At 62.6% G+C, this 11,865-nt stretch carries 16 protein-coding genes and 1 tRNA gene; 7 read left to right on the top strand and 10 right to left on the bottom strand.

All coding sequences use genetic code 11. From position 1 onward, the window contains the following. Nucleotides 1–32: 32 nt before the first annotated feature. Nucleotides 33–224, bottom strand: coding sequence for a PFL_1563 family small protein (locus GYB81_RS22865; RefSeq protein WP_024309032.1), 192 nt, complete (start codon nt 222–224; stop codon nt 33–35). 239 nt (nt 225–463) lie between these two features. Between GYB81_RS22865 and GYB81_RS22860 the strand changes: the two genes are divergently transcribed. From GYB81_RS22860 to GYB81_RS22850, 3 genes are all read left to right on the top strand, one after another. Further along, nucleotides 464–1,306 carry a CvfB family protein gene (locus tag GYB81_RS22860; protein WP_161865854.1) on the top strand — a complete coding sequence of 281 codons (843 nt, stop codon included), beginning with the start codon at nt 464–466 and terminating at the stop codon, nt 1,304–1,306. A gap of 55 nt (nt 1,307–1,361) precedes the next feature. Next, nucleotides 1,362–1,437: transfer RNA gene (locus GYB81_RS22855), tRNA-Thr, on the top strand. Between the two features lie 140 nt (nt 1,438–1,577). Then, on the top strand, nt 1,578–1,904 hold the full coding sequence (locus GYB81_RS22850) for a hypothetical protein (RefSeq protein WP_161865855.1): 327 nt from the start codon (nt 1,578–1,580) through the stop codon (nt 1,902–1,904). 3 nt (nt 1,905–1,907) lie between these two features. On the opposite strand, the gene GYB81_RS22845 is transcribed toward GYB81_RS22850, so the two are convergent. The 3 genes from GYB81_RS22845 to GYB81_RS22835 form a co-directional block, all read right to left on the bottom strand. Beyond that, nucleotides 1,908–2,954, bottom strand: a complete 1,047-nt coding sequence (locus tag GYB81_RS22845) for a GGDEF domain-containing protein (protein ID WP_161865856.1) — start codon at nt 2,952–2,954, stop codon at nt 1,908–1,910. 107 nt (nt 2,955–3,061) lie between these two features. Beyond that, a complete protein-coding gene (locus GYB81_RS22840; protein ID WP_161897959.1) occupies nt 3,062–3,466 on the bottom strand; it encodes a GNAT family N-acetyltransferase in 405 nt (134 codons plus the stop codon). A gap of 53 nt (nt 3,467–3,519) precedes the next feature. Then, entirely contained in the window at nt 3,520–4,416 is an 897-nt protein-coding gene (locus tag GYB81_RS22835) for a homocysteine S-methyltransferase family protein (protein WP_161865858.1), read from the bottom strand. A gap of 103 nt (nt 4,417–4,519) precedes the next feature. Here GYB81_RS22835 and GYB81_RS22830 point away from each other — a divergent pair, with 103 nt between their 5' ends. Next, complete coding sequence (locus GYB81_RS22830; RefSeq protein ID WP_161865859.1) at nt 4,520–5,341, top strand: ABC transporter substrate-binding protein; 822 nt, start codon at nt 4,520–4,522, stop codon at nt 5,339–5,341. After that, a complete protein-coding gene (locus tag GYB81_RS22825) occupies nt 5,338–6,159 on the top strand; it encodes an amino acid ABC transporter permease (RefSeq protein ID WP_161865860.1) in 822 nt (273 codons plus the stop codon). The genes GYB81_RS22830 and GYB81_RS22825 overlap by 4 nt, the downstream gene beginning before the upstream one ends. A gap of 7 nt (nt 6,160–6,166) precedes the next feature. On the opposite strand, the gene GYB81_RS22820 is transcribed toward GYB81_RS22825, so the two are convergent. The 3 genes from GYB81_RS22820 to GYB81_RS22810 all read right to left on the bottom strand — a co-directional run bounded on the left by GYB81_RS22820 (nt 6,167) and on the right by GYB81_RS22810 (nt 7,737). Beyond that, complete coding sequence (locus GYB81_RS22820) at nt 6,167–6,496, bottom strand: DUF2025 family protein (RefSeq protein ID WP_161865861.1); 330 nt, start codon at nt 6,494–6,496, stop codon at nt 6,167–6,169. Nucleotides 6,497–6,593: 97 nt separating this feature from the next. Then, nucleotides 6,594–6,995 (bottom strand): NUDIX hydrolase, encoded by a 402-nt coding sequence (locus GYB81_RS22815; protein WP_161865862.1) that lies wholly within the window; start codon nt 6,993–6,995, stop codon nt 6,594–6,596. 40 nt (nt 6,996–7,035) lie between these two features. Further along, nucleotides 7,036–7,737, bottom strand: a complete 702-nt coding sequence (locus GYB81_RS22810; RefSeq protein WP_161865863.1) for a YebC/PmpR family DNA-binding transcriptional regulator — start codon at nt 7,735–7,737, stop codon at nt 7,036–7,038. A 239-nt stretch (nt 7,738–7,976) separates the two neighbouring features. Between GYB81_RS22810 and GYB81_RS22805 the strand changes: the two genes are divergently transcribed. Next, a complete protein-coding gene (locus tag GYB81_RS22805) occupies nt 7,977–9,017 on the top strand; it encodes a DUF1176 domain-containing protein (protein ID WP_233787659.1) in 1,041 nt (346 codons plus the stop codon). Nucleotides 9,018–9,044: 27 nt separating this feature from the next. Here the strand turns inward: GYB81_RS22805 and GYB81_RS22800 are convergent, their stop codons facing one another. Next, nucleotides 9,045–9,779, bottom strand: a complete 735-nt coding sequence (locus GYB81_RS22800; RefSeq protein ID WP_161865865.1) for a sulfite exporter TauE/SafE family protein — start codon at nt 9,777–9,779, stop codon at nt 9,045–9,047. Between the two features lie 139 nt (nt 9,780–9,918). Between GYB81_RS22800 and GYB81_RS22795 the strand changes: the two genes are divergently transcribed. Beyond that, nucleotides 9,919–10,812, top strand: a complete 894-nt coding sequence (locus tag GYB81_RS22795; protein ID WP_161865866.1) for an EamA family transporter — start codon at nt 9,919–9,921, stop codon at nt 10,810–10,812. Nucleotides 10,813–10,891: 79 nt separating this feature from the next. Here the strand turns inward: GYB81_RS22795 and GYB81_RS22790 are convergent, their stop codons facing one another. Then, nucleotides 10,892–11,173, bottom strand: a complete 282-nt coding sequence (locus tag GYB81_RS22790) for a peptidylprolyl isomerase (RefSeq protein WP_090430990.1) — start codon at nt 11,171–11,173, stop codon at nt 10,892–10,894. Nucleotides 11,174–11,280: 107 nt separating this feature from the next. Next, a complete protein-coding gene (locus GYB81_RS22785) occupies nt 11,281–11,859 on the bottom strand; it encodes a hypothetical protein (protein WP_161865867.1) in 579 nt (192 codons plus the stop codon). Between the last annotated feature and the right edge of the window lie 6 nt (nt 11,860–11,865).

The raw sequence follows: 11,865 nt of genomic DNA, 5'->3' as shown, positions 1-11,865 counted from the left end.
GGGGCTGGGTGCGCAATGCGCACCCGAGGCGATCACTTCTTGCTGATGGTGATCTGGCGAGTGCCGCCATAGGTCTGGCCACTGACGCCCTTGGCGATCTGCTGGATCTCGCCGCCGCTCTGCAGGAAGGCAGCGATCTGCGCCTCGATGGACTCGCGGGTTTCCACGGCAGGTGCGGGTTTGCTGACTTTGCTGGCGGACGACTTGACGCGAAGGGTGGCCATGACCTTGATCTCTTTCAGATGGGCGGTCGGCCATTATGCCTCAATCCGTCTGTTTCTGCTTGGATAATCGCCCTGTTAGCTGCCACAACGCGGCGCATGAGCGAGTTTTCGCGACACGTTATGGCTTGTTTTCCAGACACTTATACGGCCTGGTGACCGGCTGTCGATTCGCCATGCAGCCAGCCCGGTCGTTCGCCAACTCAGGTAGAATGCGCGGCTGTTTTGTCGAGGTGGAAACGATGGCCGTTATCGGGCGGATGAATTCTTTACAGGTGGTCAAGCACACCGACTTCGGTCTGTATCTGGACGGTGGTGCCGATGGCGAAATCCTCCTGCCCAAGCGCTACATCCTCAAAGACACGGCGAGCGAGGTCGAGGACTGGCTCAACGTGTTCATCTATCTCGACAGCGAAGACAAGCTGATCGCCACCACGCTGAAGCCGAAGATTCAGCTCGGCGAGTTTGCCAGCCTCAAGGTGGTGGATATCAACCGCGTCGGCCTGTTCTTCGACTGGGGCCTGCCCAAGGACCTGTTGCTGCCGCATTCCGAAGAAAAGCGCCCGCTGCAGATCGGCGATTACTGCGTGGTCTACCTGTATCTGGACAAGCGTACCCGCCGCCTCACCGCCACCGCGCGCCTGGATCGTCATCTGGACAAGGTGCCTGCCAACTACCAGGTCGGCCAGGAAGTCGATCTGCTGGTGGTCGAGCGCACCGATCTTGGCTTCAAGGCCATCATCGACGGTAAACACTGGGGCCTGATTCACAAGAACGAGCTGTTCAAGTTCATCCGCAGTGGCATGCGCGAGAAGGGCTACATCAAGGAGTTGCGTGCCGACGGCAAGATCAGCCTGAGCCTGCAGCCCATCGGTCAGGAGGCCGCCAGCGGCCTTTCCGAGCAGATCATCGAGCGTCTGCGCGCTCAGGGTGGCGTGCTGGCGCTGGGGGACAAGAGCCCGCCGGAGCTGATCGCCGAACAATTCCGGGTCAGCAAGGGCAACTTCAAGAAGGCTATCGGCGGGCTCTACAAGCAGGGCCTGATCCGCATCCACGACGACCGGATCGAACTGCTCGACAACTGAAACAACAGTGACTTGAGCGCGGGCGTGGCAACTCGCATAATGCCGGCGTTTTCCCGCCGGTGTAGCTCAGTCGGTAGAGCAGCGCACTCGTAACGCGAAGGTCGCAGGTTCGATTCCTGTCTCCGGCACCATAAAAAGCAAAGGGTCAGCTTCGGCTGACCCTTTGTCGTTTTTAGCTGAATATCCCCTCGCGCTGTTGTCATAGCGGGTGTGATGATGTTTTCAGGTTCAGGCACATCAAGTCTGATCCTGATTCAGACGGGAGTTGCCTATGTTCATTCGTTCGCTGGTGCTGATTGTCGGAGCCGCATTCGCCGCTGCTGCGTTCGCCGATCAGCCGCAGACCATTCGCGTCATCCCCAAGAGTTACGTCAGCCCCGGAGCCAGCGGCAGCGTTTCGGGCTCGTCGAGCTATGAGCAGCACAACCTCTACGGTGGCCAGCGCCTGCCGCAGGGCAGCGTGCGGCAGGAGAGCCGCTACGGCAGCCAGTCCATCGAAACGCGTGGCGGGATTCGCCAGACCATCGAATATCCGGGCGGTCTGATCATCGAACGCCAGCCGGGCGGCAGCAGTTATCAACAGCAGCGTAGTCGCTGAATCTCAGTGATTGACTGCTGCTTTGCTCTGGCCGGTCGCGGTTTCGGCGATCACCGCGCGGTTGCGTCCTTCGCTCTTGGCCCGGTACAGGCATTCGTCGGCGCGCTGCAGCCAGCTTTTCCAGTGCTCGCCGTCATGCAGGACCGCACCGCCGATGGAGACGGTCACCGCACCCCCGGGGCTGTGCAGTTCATTGGCGACCTTGCTCAGCAGGTTCTGCGCAGCGGTGAACAGGCCTTCTGCCTCGGTACCGGGCAGCAATAGCAAAAACTCCTCGCCGCCGAAACGGAACAGGCGATCTTCCTTGCGGCAGTGGCGCTTGATGAGCCCGACGAAAGCCACCAGTACCTGATCGCCAACGTGGTGACCGAAGCGGTCGTTGATCTGCTTGAAGTGGTCCAGGTCCATCACCAGCAGGCCATAACTGTCGCTGTGACGACGATGGCTGGCCACGGCGATCTTCAGTTCCTCGTTCATGGCGCGGCGATTGCGCGCGCCGGTGAGCGGATCGTGGATCGCCAGCAGTTGCAATTGGTCACGTTGGGTACGCGTGCGGAAGGCGAAGATAAAGCTGAGTACGCTGGCCATCATGCAGGTGACCAGAAACGACACCATCTGGTAATGGCTTTCGAACACGCTACCGGGTACCAGCAGCGCATGGCTGACCAGACTGATCAACACCAGAGCCGTCGCCAGCAGGGCTTTGCCGGGCGTCACCATGAAGAAGTTGAACAGGATCAGCGGATAGATCCAGAACAGGCCGTTAACGCCCAGGTTGATGGCGATCAGCGTAGCACCGAGCGAAAACACCGCAGCCAGGTAGATGCCGGGCTTGACCGTGTCGCGGGTGACCCAGGCATAGAGCACGGCGAACACGGTGGACAGGACGATGATGGTGTCCGCAAGGCCCACCAGATAGTTGCCCTGGAGCAGACGGTACACGGCATAGGGGGTAATGCCGATGACCCCGAACAGCCCCATCAGGGTGATGATCGACAGCTGAAAATCGTTACGCAGGCGCTTCAGCAAGCGAGCAGTCTGGGTAGCCATAGCGTTCTTTTCGTTGTTATTGGACAAGCATGCAGAGCTTGGACCGCTAATGGCAAGGGGCATTCCTGAGCAATTTGCCAGCATTTTGGTCTGTGATGGCAGGCCGCTCAGTGCCTGCGCAGCGCCATCAGCGATTTGTTGCGCTGATAGCGAGCCAGGCGTTGCGCCAGTTCAACGGGTAATTGCGGGCATGGGGCAAAGCCCTGGCGTTGATAGAACCCGAGCAGATCAGGATGGCAAAACAGCCATATCGGTTGAGGGTTAGCCTGCAGGCTTTGCGCCAGGAGGCTGGCAGCCAGGCCCCGGCTGCGGTGAGCAGGGGCCACGAAAAGCCCTGTGAGCCACCGCCCGTCGGCAACCGGGCGCAGACACAGCGCGGCGACGATTTCGCCGCCTTGCTGGATTACCCAGAGCTCGTCGCCGGCCTGGCTGCGCATGGGCGAGCGATGCTGGCGATAGAACTTGTCCACCAGGGGGCGCAGCACGTTGGGGAGTTGGCGGGGCTCAGGCATGCAGGGGCGCGGCAGGCATGACGCGCGGGCGCTGCACGTCATGCCCGACGAGGTTACAAATGGCGCTTGAGCTCGGCGATATGTTCCGGGCCGATGCCGCAGCAGCCGCCGATCATGCTCGCGCCGCGCTGGCGCCAGTCCCTGGCCCAGACCAGATAGCCTGGTCGGTCGAGATCTTCGCGCAGCTCGTCCAGTCCGTCATTGGCTTTCGCGTCCTTGGGCTGCGGCGGGAAGGCATTGGCATAGGCGCCAAGGGTGACGTCTGCGTCAATGCGGGCGAAGGTTTCACGGGCGACATCGATGGCCGCACCAATCACCTCCGGTTGGCTGCAATTGAACAGCAGGTGCTGTACGCCCAGGCCGGCCATGACCTCGGCAGCCTCGCTCAAGGGTTCACCGGAACGCAGGCGCGGCACTTCATCGACACCATCATCCTGCAGGGTGAGGGACACCCAGAAAGGCTTGCCGTCTTGCGGCAGCAGCGCATGGATAGCGCTTACTTCAGCAATCGAACTCTGGGTCTCGGCAAGCCAGATGTCGACATGCGGCGCCAAGCCTTGCAGTAATGGCGTGAGGATTTCGCTGACGCGTTGCGCTTGGAACAGATCCGGCCGGTAGGAGCCGAACAGCGGCGGCAGTGAGCCGGCCACGCGTACCGCGTGAGCGCTGGCATTGGCCGCGCTGCGCGCCAGGCGGCCAGCGGTATCGGCCAGGCTCAGACCTTCGGCAGCGAAACGCTCCTCGCCGATGTGAAAGGGCACGACGGCGTAGCTGTTGCTGGTGATGACCTGCGCCCCGGCCTCGATAAACGCCGAATGTGTAGCGATCACGGCCTCCGGTGCTTGGGTCAGGGCCAGGGCCGACCATTCCGGCTGACGAAAGGGCGCGCCACGACGCTGCAGCTCTCGTCCCATACCGCCGTCGAGAATAACCAAAGGCTTGTGATGCATATGCTTTCCGATAATATCCATATGAACAAAATTCACTTCTGGGAAGGCGTTTATAACTATTTAATACGCCGTCCTTTCGTTTATCTATTGTTCAGGTATTTCAATGCGTTTGCCAACCTTACTCGGCGCGGGCCTGCTCGCTGCCACCGTTACCACGCACGCTTTCGCCGGCGAGATTCTCGATCGTGTGCAGTCCAAGCAGGAGATGGTCAACGTCCTGATGGAGAGCTATCCACCGTTCTCCTTCCTCAATGAACAGAACCAGCTCGATGGCTTCGACGTGGACGTGGCCAAGGCTGTGGCCGAGAAGCTCGGGGTCAAGGTGCGTTTCGAAACGCCGTCCTGGGATGTGATCGCCGCTGGCCGCTGGAATGGTCGTTACGACATCTGCATCTGCTCGATGACGCCGAGCAAGGCGCGCGCCGAGGTCTTCGACTTCCCGGTGGAATACTACGCCTCGCCGGCCGTGATTGTGGTCAACGCCAGGGATGAGCGCATCCAGTCAGCCAAGGAACTCAATGGCCTCAAGGTCGGTGTGATCAGCGCTTCGAGCTACGAGAGCTACCTGAACAAGGGATTGGTGATCGAGGGGGACGAGGATCGGGAGATCGAATACCCGTTCGACTTCGTGCAGGGCGCTCCCTATGACACCGAGAATGTCGCTTTTCAGGATCTGGCCCTGGGCGCAGGCGTGCGCCTCGATGCCGTGCTGACCAATCTGGTGACGGCGCAGGCGCGTCTGCAGCAGGACAACCGCTTCAAACTGGCCGGTGCACCGCTGTACGAGGAACCCAACTCGGTCGCCATCGAAAAGGGCGATGCCGAATGGGATGCCAAAGTGCGCGAGGTGTTCGCCGAGCTGAAGGCTGACGGCACGCTGACGCGTCTGTCGCAGAAGTGGATCGGCGCCGACATCAGTAAATGAGTGATCAGCAATTTACCCGAGGCCAGGCCCAGCACGGGACTGGCTTCGACCTGTTCGGCTTCCGTTCGCGCCTGTACCTGACCTGGCTGGCGTTGTTCGTTCTCTTCGTCGCCTTCTTCCTCAGCTTCGATCTGAAATTCTCCATCATCGTGGAGAAGTTTCCCTATCTGGCCGGTTTCAGGCTCGGCCCGAACGGCTTCCTGCAAGGTGCGGCCCTTACGCTGTTCCTGTGCCTGTGCTCGATGGTGGTGTCTTTGCTGCTCGGCTTCGCCGCAGCCCTGGCGCGGCTGTCGACCAGCGCGGTACTGCTGGGCGTCGCCAGTTTCTATACCTCGTTCTTCCGCGGTACGCCGCTGATGATCCAGATTCTGTTGATCTATCTCGGTTTGCCCCAGATCGGCGTGGTACCGGGAGCGATCAGCGCCGGCATCATCGCCCTATCGCTGAACTACGGTGCCTACTTGAGCGAAATCTTCCGCGCCGGGATCATGGCCGTGCCTGCCGGCCAGCGCGAGGCAGCGCTGGCGATGGGTATGCGGCCGGCGCAGATCTTCCTGCACATCACTCTGCCGCAGGCCATGCGCACCATCATCCCACCGACGGCCAACCAGTTTATTTCGATGCTCAAGGATTCGTCCCTGATCTCGGTAATGGGCGTGTGGGAGGTGATGTTCCTGGCCCAGTCTTATGGCCGCTCCAGCTACCGCTACCTGGAAATGCTGACCACCGCCGCGGTGATCTATTGGGTGCTGTCGATCGTGCTGGAGCTGATCCAGGCGCGTCTGGAGCGGCACTTCTCTCGCGGCTACCGGCGCTGAGGTCCGGTCAAGCCGGCGCCAGGCGACGGCGTTCGGCGCGGATCTCCGGCAGGTCGTTGCGGCGCAGGTACACGCGTAGCGGTTCGCTGAGATTGACCCGGTCATCGATACGCTGTTCCTGCAACCAGGCCAGGCGCTGGCGATCCAGGCGCATCAGCTGGCCTTCGTCAGCGTGCCAGACGTATTCGCAGGTCGGAGTGATGGTCTCGGCGGGCACATCGAGGCCGAAGCTGTCTTCGGAAAAACGCAGCAGGTACTGGCCGGTCTTGGCATTGAAGCCGACGAAACCCTGCAGCTGGTCGGCGGCCTGGCAGATCTGGGCGGACGTGATACTCATGGCAAACCTCTTTTCCTGTGGGGTTTGCAGGCAAGGCGAATGGTTCTGTTTATCGGCGCAGCCTAACGCCTGAAACGCTGGCTGCCGTTGCCTTGGATCAAGAAAGCCGTTGCAGAGCCGGCAATACCTGCTCGCGAAGCAGCGGTGCCAGGTCATCGGGCAGGGGCTGGGTGGTATCGAGCCAGCGCAGTTCTTCCAGCTCGGCAGCTGCTTGAACGGCGTGGGGCAGGGCGGCGCGATAGATGTCGGCCTGCACCCAGGTATCGACTTCGTTGGCGGCGGGGGCGTGAAACTGGCCGAGTGGTTGCAGCGCTGCGCTGTCCAGTTGCAGCTCCAGCTCCTCGAGCAGTTCACGCTTGAGCGCAGACAGCGCATCTTCGCCCGGCTCGCGCTTGCCGCCAGGCAGCATGAAGAAGCGGGTATTGCGCTTGCGTACCAGCAGCAGGCGGCCTCGTTCGTCGAACAGGCAGGCGGCGGCGATCTGCAGAGTGGTTTTCATCGGATAGCGGCGGGCGCCCGTGCAGAGCGCCCGGCGCACCTCAGCCGGCCAGGCCGACGTAGACGTTCTGCACGTCGTCATGGCCGTCGATGGCTTCGAGGAAGGCCTCGACTTCTTCCATCTGTTCCGGCGTCAGGCTGGTCACCGGGTTCTTCGGACGGTAGCCGAGCTTGGCCGAGTTGACGGTGAAGCCATGCTCCGGCAGCGCCTTGCACACGGCGTCGAGGTCGGTCGGATCGGTGATGAACAGGGTCGCGCCCTCGTCATCGGGGACGAAGTCCTGGGCGCCGGCTTCGATGGCGGCCAGTTCCGGGTCGGCATCGCTGTCAGTGCTGGCCTCGATCAGGCCGACATGGTCGAAGTCCCAGCTGACCGAACCGGATGCACCGAGCTGGCCCTTGCGGAACAGCACGCGAATCTCGGCCACGGTGCGGTTGACGTTGTCGGTCAGGCACTCGACGATCACCGGCACCTGATGCGGGGCGAAGCCTTCGTAGAGGGTACGCTCGTAGTTGATCACCTCACCGGACAGGCCCGCGCCTTTCTTGATCGCGCGCTCCAGGGTGTCCTTGGGCATCGAGGCTTTCTTGGCCTGATGCACGGCCAGGCGCAGCTTGGGGTTCATGTCCGGGTCGGCGCCGTTACGCGCGGCGATCATGATTTCCTTCACCAGCTTGCCGAAGATCTTGCCTCGGGCATTGGCGGCGGCTTCTTTGGGTTTGGCTTTCCACTGGGCGCCCATCTGGGGTCTCCTGGCCGATAGGTGAGACGGCGTCGCGCGCATCTGGGCGTGACGATCGGATAGGTTGCGGATTCTAGTGCCTTGCGCGGCTGTCGGCACCTGCAATTTCCCCAGGGTGCGAGCGTACTGGCCGGCGGGCCTGCGAGTCGCACCAACTGCCGGTGCTGCGACGGTGCTTGCCTGGCCTGGCCGGGCGAAGGAACATGGCGGCCCTGCGCAATCGTCAGAAGGAGTTGTTCATGTCGCCTCGGGTTCTGATCACGGCTCTGCTGCTGGCGACGGGCATCGCCCAGGCCACCCCCGAGCAGGTGCCGCTGTACCGGGAAATCAAGGATTGGGTCGTCGCCTGCGACAATCTGCGCGGATGCCAGGCATTGAGTGCCCCGGAAAGTTTCGATTACACGCCTTTGAGCCTTCAGTTCGAGCGTGCCGCAGGTGCCCAGGCACCGCTGCGACTGTCACTGCACTATGCCGAGCAAGGCGGCTATGCGCCGCTGCGGCTCGATGGCCGAGCCCTGTCCACTGCTGGTCGCCTGCATCCGGTGGAAAGCCAGGGGGAAACCACGCTGGTGGCTGAAGGCGCCGATGCTCAGGCTGTGTTGGCCGAGTTGCGCAACGGCGCGCAACTGCGCATGGAAGGGGAGCGCGATTACGAGGCGGTGGTTTCGCTCAGTGGTCTTTCCGCGGCCTTGCTGCTGATGGATGCCGTGCAGGGGCGGATGGACAGCCGCAGTGCCCTGTATCGTCCCGGCTCACGACCCGACGGCGAGGTGCCCGCTGCGCCACAGGCGCCGCATCTGCGTGCCTATCCTGGCGTCACCCCGCTGAGCGAAGTGGAACAGCGTGACATCGCCCAGCAGGTGATGGCTGCAACGCGCGGCCAGTGGTTCGACGAGGACATGAGCAATGAGTCCGAGGCCGAGGCCTTCGCGCTCAACGACCGCGAGGCGCTGGTCATCATCCGAACCTGGTGTGCCGCCTACAACTGCGAGTTCGCCGTATATCGTGTCGACCGTCAGGCGCCGTACGCCGAGCGTGATCTGCAGCTCGAGCCGCCGCCGCTGGGCCTCGGCGCGTTGTCCGGCTGGGTGAGTTACAACCCCGACACCGGCGAGCTGGGCTATCTGTACAAGGGGCGAGGGATCGCAGATTGCGGCGAGTCGGGCAGCTGGCGTTTCGATGGCGAGCGTTTTCAGCTGGCCTCGCTCAGTTTTCTCGGCCGCTGTGCGGCGCGTAATCCGGGCGAGTGGCCCGAGTTGTGGCGCGTGGTCGAGCCATGACCCCGTGCGGGTTGCTGGCAGGACCCGCTACAGGTAGCGCCAGATCAGTTGCACGCCAGCCAGCAGCATGCCCAGCCGCGCAACGCGATAGAACCACAGGTGGTTGACCCGCACTTGCAGCCACAGCCCACTCCATACCCCCAGCGGCACGATGGGCGCGAGCATCAGGCTGAGCAGCAGGTTCTCCCGCGTGAACTGGCCCAGCGCCGCGTAGGGGAACAGCTTGGCGGCGTTGGTCAGCAGGAAGAACAGGTTGATGGTGGCGACGAAGCGCACCTTGTCCAGCTGCTGCGGCAACAGGTGCATCATCACCGGCGGCCCGCCCGCGTGGGCAACGAAGCTGGTGAAACCGGCCAGGCTCGACAGCAAGGTGCCGCGGCCCTTTTGCAGTGGCCGGGGCGCCTGGTTGCTAGCCAGCAAGCCAAGACCGACGAAGAGGATGGCGATGGTGCCGATCAGCAGGCCGATGGCACGTTCATCGAAGATGCCGAAGGTCAGCGAACCGATGCCGATACCGATCACGGCACCCGGCAGCATGACCTTGAGGTTGGCCGTATCCCACTTGCCCCAGTAGGCCCGCAGCCCAACCACATCAGCCAGGCAGAGAATCGGCAGCATCACCGCCACGGCCTGTTTCGGCGAGGTGGCCAGGGCCAGCAGCGGCACGGCGATGCCGCCCAGGGCACCACCAAAGCCGCCCTTGGACAGGCCAGTGAGAAACACCGCCGGCAGGGCGAACAGAAGGAAATCGTGCAGGGTCATGGGCTTGGCGTAACGGCACTGAAGCGCGCAGGGTAGCAGCCGCGCATGGCTGTGTGGCTTTTTTCCATGGCCTCTGTGTCTGTCTGCACTGGGGGGAGGCTGCTCTAATGCCTGCTCATTCAGGCTGAGGTTGCGACCCATGACACCCAAGGATCTACTGCTGGCGCTGCTGGTGATCGTCGTCTGGGGCATGAATTTTGTGGTGATCAAGGTCGGCCTGCACGGCATGCCGCCGATGCTGATGGGCGCCCTGCGGTTTCTCCTCGCGGCCTTCCCGGCGATTCTCTTCGTGCGCCGGCCGCAGGTGCCGCTGCGCTGGATGCTGGCCTATGGCATGACCATCTCGCTGGGGCAGTTCGCCTTTCTCTTCTATGCCATGTACGTCGGCATGCCGGCGGGCCTGGCGTCGCTGGTGCTGCAGTCGCAGGCGTTCTTCACCCTGTTCTTCGCTGCGCTGTTTCTCGGTGAACGGCTGCGCGGCAGCAACCTGTTCGGCTTGCTGGTGGCGGCCAGCGGCCTGGTTTTGATCGGTCTGCAGGGTGGGCAGGCGATGACTCTGGCGGGCTTCGCCCTGACCATTGCGGCGGCCTCGATGTGGGCGCTGGGCAATGTGGTGACGCGCAAGCTGGGCAAGGTCAATCTGGTCGGTCTGGTGGTCTGGGGCAGCCTGATTCCGCCTTTGCCGTTCCTGGCTCTGTCGTTGTGGCTGGAGGGGCCGGCGTTGATCAGCCAGTCGCTGCGCACGCTCAGTCTGGATTCGTTGCTGGTGCTGGCCTACCTGGCATTCGGCGCCACCATCCTCGGCTATGGCCTGTGGAGCCGCCTGCTGTCGCGCTATCCGGCCAGCCAGGTGGCGCCGTTCTCGCTGCTGGTACCGGTGGTGGGCATCAGCTCTTCGGCGCTGCTGCTGGGGGAGCGTCTTGGCGGTCTGCAGATGGTCGGTGCGGCGCTGGTGATGGCCGGGCTTTTGATCAATGTCTGGGGCGGGCGTCTGCTCGACAGCTGGCGCCAGCGCTCAGCCGGAGCTGTTTGACGGAGCGGGGGGCGAGACGGGGCGAGGATGGGCAGGAGAAACCGGAGAGTGGCGGTGGCCACTCTTCGGTCTGGCTGGATCAGTCCTGGCGGCTGGTGACTTCCAGCAGGTGATAGCCGAACTGGGTTTTGACCGGACCCTGTACCACGCCGACCGGCGCGCTGAAGACCACGGTGTCGAATTCCTTGACCATCTGGCCCGGGCCGAAGGAGCCCAGGTCGCCGCCGCTGCGGCCGGACGGGCAGGTGGAGTTGTCGCGGGCCAGTTGGGCGAAATCGGCACCGCCTTCGATGGCGGCTTTCAGTTCGTTGCACTTGTCTTCGCTGGCAACCAGGATGTGGCGGGCAGTGGCGCGGGCCATGGGAGTACCTCCTATCGATAGAGGTGCAGAGCCTAGCGCAATCGCCTCGCCAAGCAAACGATTACGCTTAGCCAGATGGCGCCCAAGGGGGCGCCATTGTTGCGGGATTACAGCAACTGTTTGTCGACGGCCTGCTGCAGTGTGCTCTGCGTCAGTTCCCTGAGCAGGTTGTCGCTCCTATCCTGGAAGGGCACGGCGAAGATCAGCAGCAGATGCATCCAGGTCGTCAGCGATTCCTGGCGCTGTGCGACGCCACGCTTGTTGCCGTCTTCGTCGCGCACGACCATGTCCATCGTCAGAGTGTTGTCGAAGGCACCGGGAATCAGGAACAAGGTTGCCCCGGTCAGCATTGCCAGGCCCATGCTGCCGGTCTCGTGATTGCGCAGGGTCACCGTCATATACAGGTCGGATTCCTCCTGTTCGGTGGTCACGCGTGAGAAGCGACCACTCTCGCTGAGGGTCTTGGCGATGACCTGCTCCAGCTTGGCCACGTCGGCAGTGCTGACACGCGGGTTGTCATTGACCTGATATTCACCGTGAACTTTGAGGTAAACGCTCGGTTTTTCCTGTTCGGGTGAGGCCAGGGGCCATTGATCGACCTTTTGCAGCGAGTTATGCGAGTAGGTCATACAGCCCTGCAGGCTGGCCGATGCGATCAGCAGCACCAGTAAGAAGAGTTTCTTCATGGGGAA

The sequence above is a fragment of the Pseudomonas yangonensis genome, assembly GCF_009932725.1.
Lineage (GTDB): Bacteria > Pseudomonadota > Gammaproteobacteria > Pseudomonadales > Pseudomonadaceae > Aquipseudomonas > Aquipseudomonas yangonensis.
This window is presented reverse-complemented; position numbering and strand designations above follow the sequence as displayed.